At 43.8% G+C, this 16,190-nt stretch carries 15 protein-coding genes; 9 read left to right on the top strand and 6 right to left on the bottom strand.

Going from position 1 to position 16,190, the window contains the following annotated elements:
- Positions 1–9: 9 nt before the first annotated feature.
- Positions 10–606: a hypothetical protein gene (locus ACXAC1_RS14580; protein WP_475062373.1), complete on the bottom strand. Its 597-nt coding sequence runs from the start codon at positions 604–606 to the stop codon at positions 10–12.
- A gap of 100 nt (positions 607–706) precedes the next feature.
- Positions 707–1,909: an enoyl-ACP reductase FabV gene (gene fabV, locus ACXAC1_RS14575; RefSeq protein ID WP_475062371.1), complete on the bottom strand. Its 1,203-nt coding sequence runs from the start codon at positions 1,907–1,909 to the stop codon at positions 707–709.
- A gap of 143 nt (positions 1,910–2,052) precedes the next feature.
- Here fabV and ACXAC1_RS14570 point away from each other — a divergent pair, with 143 nt between their 5' ends.
- Positions 2,053–3,288 (top strand): glycosyltransferase family 4 protein, encoded by a 1,236-nt coding sequence (locus tag ACXAC1_RS14570; protein ID WP_475062370.1) that lies wholly within the window; start codon positions 2,053–2,055, stop codon positions 3,286–3,288.
- A 5-nt stretch (positions 3,289–3,293) separates the two neighbouring features.
- On the opposite strand, the gene ACXAC1_RS14565 is transcribed toward ACXAC1_RS14570, so the two are convergent.
- Both ACXAC1_RS14565 and ACXAC1_RS14560 read right to left on the bottom strand, forming a co-directional pair.
- A complete protein-coding gene (locus ACXAC1_RS14565; protein ID WP_133564090.1) occupies positions 3,294–3,509 on the bottom strand; it encodes a DUF1289 domain-containing protein in 216 nt (71 codons plus the stop codon).
- A gap of 100 nt (positions 3,510–3,609) precedes the next feature.
- Positions 3,610–4,326, bottom strand: a complete 717-nt coding sequence (locus ACXAC1_RS14560; protein ID WP_133564088.1) for a YebC/PmpR family DNA-binding transcriptional regulator — start codon at positions 4,324–4,326, stop codon at positions 3,610–3,612.
- Positions 4,327–4,563: 237 nt separating this feature from the next.
- Between ACXAC1_RS14560 and ACXAC1_RS14555 the strand changes: the two genes are divergently transcribed.
- From ACXAC1_RS14555 to ACXAC1_RS14520, 8 genes are all read left to right on the top strand, one after another.
- Positions 4,564–6,327: a SulP family inorganic anion transporter gene (locus ACXAC1_RS14555; RefSeq protein WP_475062368.1), complete on the top strand. Its 1,764-nt coding sequence runs from the start codon at positions 4,564–4,566 to the stop codon at positions 6,325–6,327.
- A gap of 206 nt (positions 6,328–6,533) precedes the next feature.
- Positions 6,534–7,874, top strand: a complete 1,341-nt coding sequence (locus ACXAC1_RS14550; protein ID WP_475062366.1) for an ATP-binding protein — start codon at positions 6,534–6,536, stop codon at positions 7,872–7,874.
- Positions 7,875–7,890: 16 nt separating this feature from the next.
- Entirely contained in the window at positions 7,891–8,568 is a 678-nt protein-coding gene (locus tag ACXAC1_RS14545) for a response regulator (RefSeq protein ID WP_055461375.1), read from the top strand.
- A gap of 49 nt (positions 8,569–8,617) precedes the next feature.
- A complete protein-coding gene (locus ACXAC1_RS14540; protein WP_475062364.1) occupies positions 8,618–9,568 on the top strand; it encodes an AEC family transporter in 951 nt (316 codons plus the stop codon).
- Between the two features lie 90 nt (positions 9,569–9,658).
- Positions 9,659–10,534, top strand: a complete 876-nt coding sequence (locus ACXAC1_RS14535; RefSeq protein ID WP_475062363.1) for a hypothetical protein — start codon at positions 9,659–9,661, stop codon at positions 10,532–10,534.
- Between the two features lie 13 nt (positions 10,535–10,547).
- Positions 10,548–11,087, top strand: coding sequence for a flavodoxin FldB (gene fldB, locus ACXAC1_RS14530; protein WP_133564078.1), 540 nt, complete (start codon positions 10,548–10,550; stop codon positions 11,085–11,087).
- A gap of 218 nt (positions 11,088–11,305) precedes the next feature.
- Positions 11,306–11,620, top strand: coding sequence for a DUF3301 domain-containing protein (locus ACXAC1_RS14525; protein WP_475062361.1), 315 nt, complete (start codon positions 11,306–11,308; stop codon positions 11,618–11,620).
- 153 nt (positions 11,621–11,773) lie between these two features.
- Positions 11,774–13,660, top strand: a complete 1,887-nt coding sequence (locus ACXAC1_RS14520; RefSeq protein WP_475062359.1) for a methyl-accepting chemotaxis protein — start codon at positions 11,774–11,776, stop codon at positions 13,658–13,660.
- A 92-nt stretch (positions 13,661–13,752) separates the two neighbouring features.
- Here the strand turns inward: ACXAC1_RS14520 and gltX are convergent, their stop codons facing one another.
- Positions 13,753–15,234 (bottom strand): glutamate--tRNA ligase, encoded by a 1,482-nt coding sequence (gene gltX, locus ACXAC1_RS14515; RefSeq protein ID WP_475062357.1) that lies wholly within the window; start codon positions 15,232–15,234, stop codon positions 13,753–13,755.
- A 93-nt stretch (positions 15,235–15,327) separates the two neighbouring features.
- The gene (xni, locus tag ACXAC1_RS14510; protein WP_475062355.1) at positions 15,328–16,113 is read right to left on the bottom strand and encodes a flap endonuclease Xni; all 786 of its coding nucleotides are present in this window, start codon (positions 16,111–16,113) and stop codon (positions 15,328–15,330) included.
- Between the last annotated feature and the right edge of the window lie 77 nt (positions 16,114–16,190).

The raw sequence follows: 16,190 nt of genomic DNA, 5'->3' as shown, positions 1-16,190 counted from the left end.
GCGCAACTACTAGCCGCCAATCAGCTGCTCTAACTTCTGCTCATTCGTTAACTCAGCTTGATCCTGCCCTTGCTCAGACGCATCGGCAGGCTGGGTTGGCGGCTGCACCAGGTTTCCAGGCGTTACTTGACTAAACTCTCCTTCATCTGGTGCAACAGTCGACCCACCATTTAACTCAGCCTGATCTCGTTCAAGCTTTTCTTTCTGATCACCAAAGATACCGATCTCAGGCATCATACTTAGACGCTTCTTTTGAATTTCTTCAGGAATGTGCCCTGTAAACAATACAGTGAAAGGAGACTCTTCTGTACGGCGATTTACCTCACGGTAAATCTCCTGCTCACGCTTGGCGATAGCAGATTCTTCTAGATAAGAAAGCTTGTTGGGATTGGCCGAGACAACCATGTTTGGCAAATTGATATTTTTAGGCTGTTCAGCTGGGATAATGGTGACAGCTTCTGGAGAGTTTACAACCACTTGGTGCTCACCACGGTACACTTGGTTCCCATACATCACCTCTACAGGCTGGGTATAAATTGTCTGCGCCCAAGATCCACTCACATGAATCAATGAAAACGCCAGCCAAGAATATCTTACAGAGAACATTGCACCACTCCAAAATCAGTTCCCTCACTATAGAAGAAACCCAGACCAAAAAAAAGGAGACCATTGGTCTCCTTTGTTTATCGTCATGTAAACGAATGTCTTAAAGTGTAATCACATCAAACTCAACTTGAGGGTCAACCTCAGCTTCATAATCCACACCTTCAACACCGAAACCAAACAACTTCAAGAACTCATCTTTATAAAGCTGGTAATCTGTTTCAGCAAATAGGTTTTCGTCAGTGATTTGCGGCCAAAGGTCGCGACAAGCCTGCTGCACGTCTTCGCGAAGTTCCCAGTCATCTAGACGCAGACGATTACTATCATCTACCAACTCAGCTGGATTATTGTCGTTGTATAAGCGCTCAGCAAACATGCGGTAAATCTGATCCATACAGCCTTCGTGAAGACCTTTTTCACGCATCACTTTAAATACCATAGATAGGTATAGTGGCATCACTGGGATCGCAGAAGACGCTTGCGTCACAACAGACTTAAGTACCGCTACGTTCGCACCACCGCCCTGCTTCGCAAGGTCAGCATTGATTGCTTGAGACGCGCGATCCAAATCTTCTTTTGCTTTACCTAGGGCACCGTGCCAGTAGATTGGCCAAGTGATATCAGAACCAATGTAAGAGTAAGCAACCGTACGTGCACCCTCAGCTAGAACTCCAGCTTCAGAAAGCGCAGACATCCAAAGCTCCCAGTCTTCACCACCCATTACAGTAACCGTTTGCGCCACTTCTTCTTCAGTTGCTGGCTCGATTTCTGCGTCGATGATCACATCACGGTTGGTATCAATCGCTGTAGAACGGTATGGTTCGCCGATTGGCTTAAGTACTGAGCGAATTACTTCGCCAGACTCAGGCATTTTACGAACAGGTGACGCAAGTGAGTAAACCACTAGATCGATCTCACCAAGATCTTCTTTGATCAGCTCGATTACTTTATCGCGTGCTTCATTTGAGAATGCGTCGCTGTTGATGCTTTTCGCGTACAGACCCGCTTCATGAGCAGCTTTGTCGAATGCCGCAGCATTGTACCAACCAGCAGTGCCTGGTTTTTTCTCAGTAGCAGGTTTTTCGAAAAATACACCGATTGTCGCAGCACCAGAACCAAATGCCGCAGCGATACGAGAAGATAGGCCGTAACCGCTTGATGAACCAATCACCAATACTTTTTTCGGGCCGTTTTTAATTTCGCCGTTAGCTTTCGTTTTAGCAATCTGGTCTAAAACGTTTTTCTCACAACCTGTTGGGTGAGTTGTCGTACAAATAAATCCACGAATTTTCGGCTTAATGATCATAGTTAAGTCTCAACGTCATGTTTCCATAGCATGTTACTGAGCCCTTTTACCGCACAGCAACACAAAGTTGGCGCACATGATACAATACCCAGCAATACTTGTCCCTTTTCTTTATTTCCATAAAAATCAATCACTCGCCTCCTATGAAAACATTAATCATTGGCTATGTTTGGCCTGAACCCAATTCCTCTGCTGCTGGCAGCCGTATGATGCAGCTTATCAAAACTTTTCGCGCTCAAAATTGGGAAGTAGAGTTTGCGTCGCCAGCGCAGACTACTGAACATATGGAAGACCTTGCACAACATGAAGTCAACACAGCTCATATTGAACTAAACCATGACAGCTTTAACGACTATATTGCGGCTTACAATCCCGATATGGTGGTATTTGATCGCTTTATGATGGAAGAACAGTTCGGCTGGCGAGTGGAGAAGTTTGCCCCTAACGCACTACGTGTTTTGAATACCGAAGACTTACACTCTTTACGTGATGCACGCCATACAGCGATTAAGCAAGCTCGCCCTTTCGCTCAATCTGACATGTACAGCGACCTAGGCATTCGCGAGATTGCATCGATTTATCGTAGCGACCTTACATTAATGATCTCTGAGTATGAAACAGAGCTTTTAAAACGTGAATTCAATGTACCTGAAACACATATGATGCACCTGCCATTTATGCTGGATACACAGTCATTAACAGCAAAACCTTTCGCTGATCGACAAGACTTCGTTTTTATTGGCAATTTTCGCCATGCACCAAATTGGGATGCGGTATTACAGTTAAAACAAGTGTACTGGCCAAAAATTCGCAAACATTTACCCGATGCCAAACTCAATATTTACGGTGCCTACCCGCCACCAAAAGCAACCCAACTTCATAATGAAAAGGAAGGCTTTTTAGCCAAAGGCTGGGCGGAAAATGCGTTTGAAGTCATCGAAGATGCGCGCATCATGCTCAGCCCAATTCGCTTTGGCGCAGGTATAAAAGGCAAGCTAGTAGAAGCCATGCAAATCGGCACACCAAGCATCACTACATCTATTGGCGCGGAAGCTATGCATGGCAGTATGCCGTGGAATGGTATCGTGACAGATGACGTAGAGGAATTTGTTAATGCGTCGGTGAGTCTTTACCAAGACCAACAAAGCTTTGAACTCATGCAACAAAATGGCCACGCTATTATTAAGCAGCGTTATGATAAAGACGATTGGATGAACAAGCTGGTGTCTCGCTTAACTATTCAGCAACAGCTGAAAGAGCGTCTGAGAGATAATTTCTTCTTAGGCAAATTGGTACGCCACCATTCAATGAAAAGCACTCAATATATGTCTCAGTGGATCACCCTTAAAAACCAACAAGCCAATACTGAGACAAAATAATACGGCTAGCTAACAAACCCACTTTCACTTTCGCGCTGGCGTACTTTTTCCATGACTGCCAGCTGCTCTTTATAGGTCATACGCCCCCAGTAACTGATTTCTTGCCCAGTACGATAACAACCTATACAAAGGTCATTGTCATCCAAACTGCAGACATTGATACAAGGAGAGCGCACGGCCTTTTGTTTAGCAGACGCTTTCTGACGATTGGTGTTTTTCATTTTTCTTCTCAGTAAACGCTAAGCTTCTAAAATAAATAAACCTCGCTATAAAGAATGAGTCAAACGACAGCCATTTACAGCGAGGTTTATTTTTGGAATTTTAGAATTCAGCGTTGTGGTATACGCGTTGAACGTCGTCTAGATCGTTCAATAGATCAAGGAAGCGCTCGAATTGCTCAACATCTTCACCTGAAATTTCCGTTGTCATTTGTGGGATAAATTGAATTTCATCCACATCAAAGTCAACTTCGCCAAATGCATCAATAATTGCTTGACGTGCTTTGCCGTATTCTGTGTTTGGTGTGAATACAGATACTTTACCGTCTTCTGATTCAATATCAGACACATCAACATCGGCTTCTAACAATGCTTCCATCACGGCATCTTCGTCTTCTGAAGCGAAAACAAAAATCGCAGAGTGGTCAAACATGTGAGACACACTGCCTTGCGTGCCGATCTTGCTCTTAACTTTGTTGAAACAAGTACGAACATCACCGAAAGTACGGTTCGGGTTATCAGACAGACAGTCTACGATTACCATGGTGTTGCCTGGGCCAAAACCTTCGTAACGTGCGGTATCAAAGTCTTCACCGCCGCCACCTTTGGCTTTGTCGATGGCTTTTTCGATAACGTGCGTTGGTACTTGGTCCTTTTTAGCGCGTTCGATCATGCTACGTAGTGCAAGGTTGCCCGCTGGGTCAATACCACCAGATTTCGCACAAACATAAATTTCACGTCCGTATTTACTGTAAACCTTGGCTTTTTGATCCGAGGTTTTCGCCATGGACTCTTTTCGGTTCTGAAAGGCTCTGCCCATTAGATATTCCTACTCTATTAAGTCGTTTAGAAAGCCGAAATTCTAACGCTTAGCGCTGCGATAGGAAACTCCCTTACAAAGATTTCATTCCCAAATACTGCATTACCAAGACAAAAGCGACATCAAAACTCTACAATATTGTCGAAACAGCCTACCCATAACAAAATCTCAGCCCAGTATGATAGGCTATCTTTTATTAAAAGGTCATTTAAAAACAATCTTCCTTTTGGAGTCCCTATGCCCTCATCCTTGCATCGATGGTTTCCCTGGTTAGCTTTGGTTAATTCTTCAACCTTAAAAGCGGACTTTATTGCGGGAATTACCTGTGCATCGATGTCTATTCCACAGGGCATTGCCTTTGCCGCGATTGCGGGCCTACCTGCCGAATACGGTTTTTACAGCGCCATGGTAGCACCGATCATTGCGGTCTTATTTGGCTCGTCTTGGCATATGGTATGTGGCCCAGCTACAGCCATTTCGGCGCTACTCTTTTCTTCCTTATCGGGCCTGTATACACCTGGATCAGCGGAGTTCATCCAAGCGGCATTAGCCATTACTTTTTTGGCAGGGGCGATACAGCTTGCCCTGGGGCTAGCCAAACTCGGAAACCTAACCAACTTTGTCTCCCATGCCGTTATGGTAGGCTTTATCACCGGCGCTGCTTTTCTAATTATGCTGAGCCAAGTTCAGCATGCATTAACCGCTAACTTGCCCAGACCTGAAAACTTACTAAGTTTTATCAACGCTCTTTTTCATGTGGGCTCACACGTAAATTTATACTCTTTATCGATATGCGCGATCACGATCGCTGCCGCCATCATCATTCGTCAGATTTCCAGCAAACTCCCACACTACTTACTAGCCCTAATCGTCGGCAGTGTGTTTGGTTACGTGATGCAAGCGGGAAGCAATGGCGTGCCTTTGGTTGGAGAGCTGCACAAAGCCATTCCTCCGTTTGCATTAATTGAGTTATCCGGCGACACACTCCGTGAGCTAGCACCTGGTGCTGTGGTATTGGCGCTTATCGGACTGCTAGAAGCGGCATCGATCTCAAAAGCCATCGCCTTAAAAACCCAACAAGAAATCGATACGAACCGAGAGTTTGTTGGGCAAGGGATGTCCAATATGGTAGGCAGCTTATTTTCAAATTACATGAGTTCAGGCTCATTTACCCGCAGCGGAATTAATGTGGAAGCCGGGGCACGCACGCCCCTGGCGATTATTTTCTCAAGCATTATTTTGCTGTTGATTCTAAGCCTCATTGCTCCCTTATTCTCACACCTTCCTATCCCTGCCATGGCAGGCATTATTATTCTGGTTGGCTGGAGGTTAATCGAGTTCAAAGAGTTAATTCATTACGCCAAAACCAGTCGGGCTGAATTGAGCATTGCTCTAGTTACGTTATTCAGCACCATTGGCATCAGCTTGGAATTCGGCATTCTTGTCGGTGTTGGGCTAAGTTTGGCGCTGTTCCTAAACCAAACCGCTAAACCTAATGTCAGACTACTTGCTCCTATGACCACAGACGAAGGTCGTTATTTTCATAATATCGTGCACTTCAAACTAGATACTTGCCCTCAAATTCATTTCATTCGCTTAGATGGACCGCTCTACTTCGGCTCCGTTGACTACATGAATAAGCAATTTCAATTGCTGGAAACTGACTACCCCCATAAAGATCATTGGGTTATTTTGTGTCGAGGGCTGTCCGCCATAGACATGCAAGGAGCTCATTTCTTAAAACAACTAGTCGATCAGAGAAAAGCGGCTGGCACTCAGGTACATCTTGTTGTTCGCTATTTATGGCAGCTCGAACGTTTAGAGCGTTTTGGAGTACTAAACAAAGTTGGGGAACGCCACACCTATCCAGGTAAAGGCATTGCTATTCAGCAAATTGAAAGAGATATGGATTTATTGCAGTGTGCTCAGTGTGAACAGTCAGTTTTCTCCGAGTGCTCAGAAAGAAAACAACGAGGTAAAGCACTCATGAGACCAAGCTAGGGCTATTAGCATATAAATGTTAATAGTTGCTCCTCATTATTTGCTAAGGTGATGAATAGTCAGGAAGGCAATATACCTATACTATAATTGGACATCCATTTAGTCTTTTTAAGGTTCTGCAATCTGTTGCAAAAGTGATTATGGTAAGCATCAAAGGTTTTCAGATACGGCATAAGTTATTTTTAGTCTTTGTACTAAGTAACATTTTGCTAATTGTTTCTATGTGGCAAGTATTCCAATGGAGTTTTGACCGTGGTTTTGTTACCTATGCTACCGAGCGGGACCGAGATTTTTTGCAACAAATGGCAAACAGAACCGCCAATCTTTATATCTACTATGACGACTGGTACTTCTTGGTGCAAGAAAGCCGTTTAGAAAAAGAGTGGCAGCAAGCGAAGCTGGAAAACATTCGTGACTTGATCCCTCCTCCAAGCACGCCAAATTTAGATTTAATATATCCTTCCCAATACTATCGACAACGTTTTTTGTTATTTAGCAAAGACAAGGTAAACCTCATTGGAGGTATAAAGTTTGCTGATGCTGAAACCCATGCAGTGATGGTTGATGATCAGTTAGTCGGTTATGTTGGCCTTCGTTCTATGCGTGCTTTGGTACAAGATCAAACCTTACGTTTTGTACGTCAACAAGGTGAAGCTTTTCTACTTATTTCGGCGTTTATGTTGACCATTGCGGCGTTGCTGACCTGGCCTTTAGCCCAATGGCTTAGCCGACCTATTTGTACCGTACGTCAAGCAACAAAGCGCTTGTCTGCAGGAGAGTTTGAAACACGCATTAAGATTAAGGGGTCAGATGAGTTAGCTGATTTAGGCCGTGACTTCAATCATCTGGCATCAACGCTTGAACACATGCGCGATGCTCGTAAGAAATGGGTAGCGGACACCGCTCACGAACTTAGAACCCCTGTTGCTATCCTTCGCGGCGAAATTGAAGCTATGCAAGATGGTATTATTAAGGTTTCTGACAATTCCCTTGCTTCTTTGCAGCAAGAAGCCGTTCATATCGCTCGACTTATTGATGATTTAAATCAACTATCTATGCATGATATGGGAAGTTTGAATTATTGTATGGAAGATGTGAGCCTGAATGAAGTTCTAGAACAAACTATAAATTCTATGCAATTGCCCTTTGATGAAGCGGAAATCGAACTTGAACTTGTAATAAAGAAAAAAGCACCCATTATGATCAATGGCGACGATGACCGATTACACCAGTTGTTCGCTAATTTGATGAATAACACCCTGAAATACACAAATGCTCCGGGTAAACTTACCGTCACCTTAACTCGTGAAAATAAAAAGGCTATTGTACTTTTAGAAGATACGCCTCCTGGTGTTTGTGATGATGACATTCAACATATTTTCGAACAGTTTTTCCGCGTGGAGAACTCACGCAACCGTGCAACTGGCGGGCGTGGCCTTGGGCTTGCCATCTGTACGAATATCGTCGATGGGCATCAAGGCTCTATAACCGCTTATCACTCGCCATACGGTGGGCTTGGGATACGAGTAGAATTTCCTTTAAATTAATATGGAATCGATAACCATGAGTAAAGTACTGATTGTTGAAGACGAACCAAAATTAGCCGAATTAATGGCTGCTTACCTTGAGCAAGCTGGCTATGAACATCATCACATTGATCGTGGCGATCAAGTCATTGACTACCTTAAGAACAACCAAGCAGACTTAATGCTACTTGACCTAATGCTTCCTGGCCTAGATGGCGTTGAAGTATGTAAACAAGTTCGTCAATTTAGCGGCATGCCCATCATCATGGTGACAGCAAAAGCAGAAGAAATCGACCGTCTAATCGGTTTAGAAATGGGTGCTGATGACTACGTGTGCAAGCCATTTAGCCCACGCGAAATCGTTGCTCGCGTTAAAGCGAACTTACGCCGTGTAGAACTGGATCAGACCGAAGCTCCAAAAACTGACGGTTTCGATTTAGATGCTGACCGTCTACGCGCGACATATAAAGGCGAGCTAATCGACCTAACCACAGTTGAATTCCAGCTACTACAACTTCTGATCAAAGAGCCAGGTCGAGTATTTGGTCGTGATTTGATCATGAAGAGTATCTACACAGATAGCCGCGTTGTTAGTGACAGAACTATTGATAGCCATATCAAGAAACTGCGTAAGAAAATCGCAGCTGTGGCACCTGAGCTTAACGTTATTCACTCTGTTTACGGTGCTGGTTACCGTTTTGAAAACAACGATTAACTAGATAACGCGACAACTCAGTACACTCTTTAAAAATTAGGCAGGTTGCATGGACGATTTCTTAGCAGTAGTGGAATTTTCTATTTCCATTACCGCTCCCATTTTTTTGGTGCTAATTGTCGGGGTCATACTAGAACGCATTGGTATGATCAACGACAACTTCGTTGAAGTGGCGTCAAAGCTTGTTTTCAACGTCACCATGCCTGCCTTAATTTTTATTAGTATCACAAAAAACAGCAAAGACCCTGGGGCGCACCTTCCCCTACTGATTTATGCCCTTGTCGCAACCGTTATTGGATATCTCATACTCGAGTGGATAGTTAGTAAAACCGTGCCCCAAAAGAGCGATCGAGGCATTGTTGTACAAGGCGCTTTTCGCTCAAACATGGCGATTATTGGGCTCGCTTATTGCCTTAACGCCTATGGCGACGATGCGCTCGCCGTTGCTTCTATCTATATTGGTGGCGTTATGGTGCTCTACAATGTTTTAGCCGTCATAACGATCAATCGTTCAATGAACGCACAGAAGAGTGTTGCTGATTCTTTAAAAGCAATCGCTAAAAATCCTCTAATCATAGCAATTGTTGTTTCTTATGCTGCTACCCAAGCAAATCTAACCCTGCCCGATGTCGTTACCCAAGCTGGCAATTACTTTGCCAGAATGACTCTACCATTGGCATTACTTTGTGCAGGGGCATCCTTACGCTTTAACGCCTTAAAAAATGACATCACTCCTGCAATGATTGCTACGGTTGGTAAACTTGCTTTCATGCCTTTTCTAATGACACTAGGTGGCTATATATGGGGATTCAGAGGCATTGAGCTGGGCATATTATTCCTACTGTCTTCTTCCCCATCCGCTTCAGCAGGGTACATCATGGCGAGAGCAATGAATGGCAATGCAATTCTAGCCGCGAATATTATTGTTCTAACGACTATTTTTTCTCTGTTAACTACCAGTCTTGGCGTTACATTGCTAAAAGCCTTCCAATTAATGTAAATTTTTTATTTTTTAAATGAGAAACACTTGCATTTAATCTCAATAGGCTTTTAAATAGTAATCATTCTCACGATGAACGGATGATTACTCATGATCTTACAGGCCAAAGACTTATTTGAAGAGACAGGTTGCGTCAATGCAATCTACGCTTCTTACCTTGCTGGCCAGCAGAAACTTTTAAAACCTCTGCAGGATCTGCACTTCATCCAACAACAGTTACACGTTTTACAACCCGTTGTGATTCAAGAGCAAGTGAAGGCTGGTGTTTACATCACTTTTGATACAGCAACGATACACCACAAATTGCAAGAAGCATCGCCAGTACAGGTATTACCTGTCTACGAAGATGCATTGGTTGACTGGGAAGTAACCCGCAAGACTTGTTTCAGCTGGACTCAAATCTATATCGGCTGGGACCAGCTTGCGGCCATAACTGGTGAAAAAGTTGAGCACGTACAAAACTTTTTTCAGCGCCATGTCAGTAATAAAACAGGCGCACCACTTAACCTGACTTTGACTCAAGCTCTGGCCAATGATTTTAATCAGTTGATTAACCGCCAAGGTAAGCAACTGGTGCTAGTCGGCAAGCTGTATGATGTTGTGCTACAAACGGTCGAGCACATACAGATTCAACAACATATTAGCCAATGTGATGATTGCCAAAAGAAACTGTTTACAGCGCAAAATCAGATTGAAGCAAACCATTATTTATCAAGCGAAGAAATGGCCAAATCTATCGGCTTAACTCAAACCGCTTTAGAAATAGGTTTCACTGCGATCACTGGAATGACAGTTGGCGAGTATCAAATTGAAGTCGCTTTCCGTAAAGCCATGGCACAACCTAAGTCAGGGTTGTCGTTAGCAAATCGACTCACTGCTGATACTGGCTGGACAAAACAAGATATCGAAAAAGCCTGCCTTAAAAGATTTGGTGTCATGAGCCATCAACTAGGCAGTATGCAGTAATTTTGAGGAAACTATGAGCAACACAAATACTATTGGTCTTTTCTATGGTACAGACACATCCAATACCGAAATGGTGGGCCAAAAGATTCAACAACAGTTTGCTGAACTTGATCAAGCCGTTGAGTTACACGACATCAAAGACTCTGATGTAAGTACGCTACTTGAATACGATTTTTTGATTCTAGGCATTCCGACTTGGGACTTTGGTGGCATCCAAAGTGACTGGGAAGAAGTGGGTGATGCCTTATCTGAATTAGACCTTAGCGGCAAAGTGATTGCGCTTTATGGGCTTGGTGACCAATTCGGATACGGTGACTATTTCGTGGACGCTATGGGATGGCTACATGAAAAACTGGTGAATACAGGCGCAACCTTTATCGGCCAGTGGTCGACTGAAGGTTACGACTTCGAGGCTTCTCGTGGAGCGAACGCTGACAAAACTGAATTTGTAGGCTTAGCTGTCGATGAAGACCAACAATTTGACCTAACTGATCAAAGGGTAGAACAGTGGGTCATTCAACTTTATGCAGAGCAGGCACTGGCAGCCGCCTAAGGTTAGATAGACTGGCTCACGACTTTACACACGACTCGTTTGGCTTCCACTCATTCGCTGCCCCGAATGACCAAATCAGTGTAAATAGTGATTAACCGAAGGTTAAATTTCTGCATAAAACGCGCTTCCCCTTTTCTCTCTCCTGCTTTTGGGGAAGCGTGTTTTCTTTTTTTCTTAACTTTTGTAAGCTTTCTATAAAATCAGTGTGATCTTATAGCATGTACCTTTCCCTTCTTGATGTTTTTCTAATTTTTCTATTCGCTGCTTTTATCGCAGTTATTTGGCAGCACTTCAAAGTACGAGAATATACCTTACGATGCGTAAAGAAACAGTGTGATCAGCTAGGCGTTCAACTACTCGATGGCGCCATACAAGGCTCATACTGGCGCCCTACTTTTAAACAAGGACAATTCGAAGTAGTCCGCTGCTATAAGTTTTACTTTACTTCAACCGGTAGCGGTCGCCATCAAGGCGAAATTAAAATGCGTGGAATGCAGCAAATCAGCATTCATTTCGACCCTCACCCCATGTAGATTGTATATTTTTCATACAAAGTAAAAAAAAACATTGCACAAACCAACTTACATACTATTTACAAAAGCTACACAAGACTAAATACTCTATGTACATGTAGATACTTAAGTATTAAGAATAACTATAAAACAACGTAACCTCAGGTGGACACAATGCTGGCAAATTTAAGTTTTAGAGCCAAATTATCGATATTACTGATTTGTGGCTTATTAGGCTTCATAGTCGTTACATTCGTGGCATTAAGTGGCATGAATGCGCAAACTGAAGCGTCCGAACGTTTCGAAGTGATGACAAAAGTTCAAAATGACCTATCTTCATTGGTCATCGCAAACATGTCCCTTTATCAACAACTTGATCGCTTAGATGACACAAGCTACGCCTCTTTTCTAGAAACATTGAACAGTAATGAAGAGCGTTACTCAGCCATCATTGAGCAAGATGCTCAAGCTGTTCAAGAAGCAGAGGCTGTCACAGCACTCACCACCATTGGTGAGCTGTTAAAGCAATACACCAGCACCCTAACCGAACTTGTCAATTTAAATCAGGCTTTAGGCTTTAATGCTAATTCCGGTATGAAAGGCGAAATTAACGTTTTAGGCGAAGACGTTATCGAGAAAGTCTCATTCCTCAGCCTAGTTAAGCAAGAATTCCTACCAGTTCGCGAAGCAGAAAAGAACTTTATGTTTGAGCCTACTGACGAAAACAAACAAATTTTTGAAGACCGATACAATAAGTTTTACCAACGTGTCGTTAACTTTGGCTTAGAAGAGCGATTTGGTGACGTGGTCAAAGCGTACTACGCCAAAGTACAAGATTACGGTCAAGTGGTTGGAAGCCTTAGCAGTCTTCAGGACACATTCGATCAACTTCGAGACCAGTACAACAATGCTACCAATCAGGCTCAAGAGCTTCTTAAACAAGCGGTAGTGGATGCCAGAGCACAAGCAGCCTCCCAATCACAACAAGCCAGCATCAGCGTTATCGTTGTTAGTATTATCGTTGCTGTTATCGCAGGCTTATTGATGATGGGTATAGGCCGAAGTGTTAATAAAACACTTAACCAAATCATACGCGACCTAGGTAAAGTAAAAGGTGGTGATCTGACAGCCCGCCTCGCAATCAACCACAAACGTAATGACGAGTTCGACTCTCTATGTGGCTCTGTAAATGAAATGACAACAGGTTTGGGTGCGGTCATCGGTGATGTTGTTCATACAACGGGCGATGTTAGTAACATGGTCAGCAAACTTAATAGCGCAGTAGGAAATATTGCCGATAGTAACCGTTCTGTTAGTGAACAAACCAACTCTCTTGCCGCCGCAACAGAGGAAATTTCTACGACCATTAGCAGTATTTCTCATACTACTGATGAATTAAGCCAGCAGTCACGTGATACCTATGAGTCAGCTAAAGTTGGCGCTGAAACAATCAAAGGGGCCTTATCAAATTTAAGTCAAACCATTGACGTGGTTAACCAAACTGGCCATCAACTAAATGAATTGGGTCAACTTTCAAAAGACATCGACAATGTTATTGCCATGATCAATGACCTGGCGAATCAAACCAACCTACTTGCCTTAAACGCAGCGATTGAAGCAGCCCGTGCTGGCGAAGCAGGTCGAGGTTTCTCCGTAGTAGCAGATGAAGTTCGCTCACTTGCAGAAAAGACCGTAGATGCGACAGCGAAAATCACAGATATCGTTGGTACGATTCAAACATCTACACAAACCGCCATCACCACAATGACCAGTGGTCAGGAAAACCTTCGCTCCATTGAAGAGTTTAGTGAAAAGGCTGAATTGGCAATTCGTGAAATTGAGCAAAACGCACAAACCAGCTCAGTGTCATCTGCGAACATGGCGCACTCTATTCAAGAAGTTGCCAAAACAGCTGTACACATGAGTGAGGAGATGGACCATATCGCGCAGCAGTTACAACGCGACAGCTCAGACATCGGTAGCATCGAAGGCAATACTCGTCATATTCATGACCAAGTTTCAGCCCTTGAGAAGAAAACCAGCGTTTTCACTACTAAGTAGATTTCAAATAAGTAGATTTCAAACGTTGTAAAAAAACCGGCTAAGTTTGAACTTAGCCGGTTTTTTATTGGGAAAACTAAATGCTTAGCGAATTAAAGCTCGGCGAACTCTTTTTCCCAACGTTTGGTTTCTTTCTTAGATGGGCCACCTACTGCGTTAACTGCGTGACGTAGGCGAGCACGAGTCATGTCAGGGCCAAGAATGGTCATGGAATCAAACACTGATACGGACGCTGTTGTGCCCGCTACCGCGACAAATAATGGCGCGAAAAAGTCTTTTGGCTTCACTTCCATTGCTTGCGCAAGAGACTTCATCTCAGCGAAGATTTTGTCTTTCTCCCAAGAACGCAACGCTTCAAGCTTCCACAGAGCAAACTGTAATGCTTTGCGCAGTGTTTCTTGTTCCATCTTGATGTCAGCAAACGACTCTGCTGTTACATCCAATTGACCTTTGAAGAAGAAGCCAGCGACATCTGCTACATCAGAGAATGTATCGATACGTGGAATGATCAATGGCAAAATAGCGTTCACGTATTCGCTGTTCAAACCCCACTCAGCAAACTTCTGAGCAAAGTCTGCAACCGATAGATCTTCACGAATCCAAACGCCGTTCAGCCATTTAAGTTTCTCAACATCAAATACTGGACCACCCAAAGAAACACGCTGGATATCGAAGTTTTCGATCATTTCAGACAAGGCGAACTTTTCACGCTCATCAGGCATTGACCACCCCATACGACCTAGATAGTTGATGACCGCTTCTGGCAAGAAGCCCATGCGCTGGTAGTACAGAATCGATGTTGGGTTCTTACGCTTAGACAGCTTAGATTTGTCTGGGTTGCGCAACAATGGCATGTGGCACAATGTTGGCATTTCCCAACCAAAGTATTGGTACAACAAAATGTGCTTAGGCGCCGAGTTGATCCACTCTTCACCACGAATGACGTGGGTGATTTTCATTAGATGATCATCAACAACGTTTGCTAGGTGATAAGTTGGCAGACCATCTGCTTTTAGAAGTACTTGCTGGTCAATCTGAGCCCAATCGATCTCGATCGCGCCACGCAGCATGTCTTGAACCACACAAGTCCCTTCTTCTGGCACTTTCATACGGATAACGTATGGTACGCCAGCGTCAAGTTTTGCTTGAACTTCTTCAGCAGTAAGGTTCAGAGCACGGCCGTCGTATTTCTGCGGTAAGCCTTGCTCTTTTTGCTCAGCACGCATTTGATCTAGCTCTTCTGGCGTTTCAAACGCGTAGAATGCGTGACCTTTTTCAACAAGTTCAAGGGCATAATCTTTGTAGATGTGGCCGCGTTCACTTTGACGGTAAGGGCCGTGTGGACCACCGACATCTGGACCTTCCGCCCAATCCAAGCCTAACCAACGCAGCGCATCAAGGATCATTTTCTCCGATTCAGGGGTACTGCGTGTTTGGTCAGTATCTTCGATACGTAAAATAAATTCACCGCCCATCTTTTTAGCAAAAGCCATGTTAAACAGTGCGATGTATGCAGTACCAACGTGAGGGTCGCCAGTTGGAGATGGCGCAATACGAGTTCTTACCTCAGACATATCCTATCTCATTAATCGGGTGAATAGTGGGGCACTATTATATGCCTGTTAAGAAGGATGAGTAAGGCTTATTCGCTATCTTTAAAGGTTAAATTAAGAATTGTTTTTCAAAGTGAGTTGAGACAATCGAATGCCGATTTCTACATCACACTTTAGCGTCACTAAGGAACGGGCAAACTGGCAATGCGCTAACTGGCCGTCTAGTAGTTTCTGAAATTTGGCAGGATACTCAGATAGACTCGCAAAAACATCTTCTAAACTTTGTTTATCAGACAAAATATCCACTGACGATTTGGGACCAATGCCCTTTACACCAGGAATATGATTGGTGGTATCACCAACCAAGGCCCAATAATCAGGTAACAATTCGGGCTTCACACCGTACTTTTGCTCCACCCACTCCCGGTCATAACCTTGCTTGGCAAAATAGTCATATTGCAGAATATGCGGAAATTTCAATAGCTGGGTATAGCCCTTATCCGTTGATACAATCATCGAGGGGATCTCTTTAAGACTGGCTTTATAAGCCAGAGTCGCTACCAAATCATCTGCTTCCCAGCCCGTTAATCGAAGACAGGGCCAACCATTAAAGCGAAACACCTGCGCAAATGCTGGCATCGCCTCCAGTAAAGTATCCTCCATGGGTGGACGGCCGAGTTTATATTCTGGAAACATCTCATGACGCCAAGTTTTACTGGGGGAATCAAACACCACCGCCATATATGCAGGTGAAAACTGTGCCACCAGCTTTGATAAGGCATCAATACAAAGACTTTGGGTTCTTTCAATTCGCCGATTAGGATCCTGCTCACTCTCTAGCGCCGCATGTAAACGTCTTATCAAGTTTAAGCCATCAATGAGTAAAAGCCCTTTTTGCACACTAACCTTCCACTTTGTGTCCTATATATCTTTGCGTATTCTACGTTATTCTCGTATAGAAAGGAGTAATCCCATGC

Source organism: Marinomonas sp. AWM4_232, from assembly GCF_056158325.1.
Note: the sequence above shows the minus strand (reverse complement) of the source record. Positions and strands in the feature narration are given on the sequence as shown.

Excerpts from the sequence above, each read along its gene's own strand:
- ACXAC1_RS14580 (WP_475062373.1), bottom strand. The coding sequence starts at position 606 with ATGTTCTCTGTAAGATATTCTTGGCTGGCGTTTTCATTGATTCATGTG.
- fabV (WP_475062371.1), bottom strand. The coding sequence starts at position 1,909 with ATGATCATTAAGCCGAAAATTCGTGGATTTATTTGTACGACAACTCAC.
- ACXAC1_RS14570 (WP_475062370.1), top strand. The coding sequence starts at position 2,053 with ATGAAAACATTAATCATTGGCTATGTTTGGCCTGAACCCAATTCCTCT.
- ACXAC1_RS14565 (WP_133564090.1), bottom strand. The coding sequence starts at position 3,509 with ATGAAAAACACCAATCGTCAGAAAGCGTCTGCTAAACAAAAGGCCGTG.
- ACXAC1_RS14560 (WP_133564088.1), bottom strand. The coding sequence starts at position 4,326 with ATGGGCAGAGCCTTTCAGAACCGAAAAGAGTCCATGGCGAAAACCTCG.
- ACXAC1_RS14555 (WP_475062368.1), top strand. The coding sequence starts at position 4,564 with ATGCCCTCATCCTTGCATCGATGGTTTCCCTGGTTAGCTTTGGTTAAT.
- ACXAC1_RS14545 (WP_055461375.1), top strand. The coding sequence starts at position 7,891 with ATGAGTAAAGTACTGATTGTTGAAGACGAACCAAAATTAGCCGAATTA.
- ACXAC1_RS14540 (WP_475062364.1), top strand. The coding sequence starts at position 8,618 with ATGGACGATTTCTTAGCAGTAGTGGAATTTTCTATTTCCATTACCGCT.
- ACXAC1_RS14535 (WP_475062363.1), top strand. The coding sequence starts at position 9,659 with ATGATCTTACAGGCCAAAGACTTATTTGAAGAGACAGGTTGCGTCAAT.
- fldB (WP_133564078.1), top strand. The coding sequence starts at position 10,548 with ATGAGCAACACAAATACTATTGGTCTTTTCTATGGTACAGACACATCC.
- ACXAC1_RS14525 (WP_475062361.1), top strand. The coding sequence starts at position 11,306 with ATGTACCTTTCCCTTCTTGATGTTTTTCTAATTTTTCTATTCGCTGCT.
- ACXAC1_RS14520 (WP_475062359.1), top strand. The coding sequence starts at position 11,774 with ATGCTGGCAAATTTAAGTTTTAGAGCCAAATTATCGATATTACTGATT.
- gltX (WP_475062357.1), bottom strand. The coding sequence starts at position 15,234 with ATGTCTGAGGTAAGAACTCGTATTGCGCCATCTCCAACTGGCGACCCT.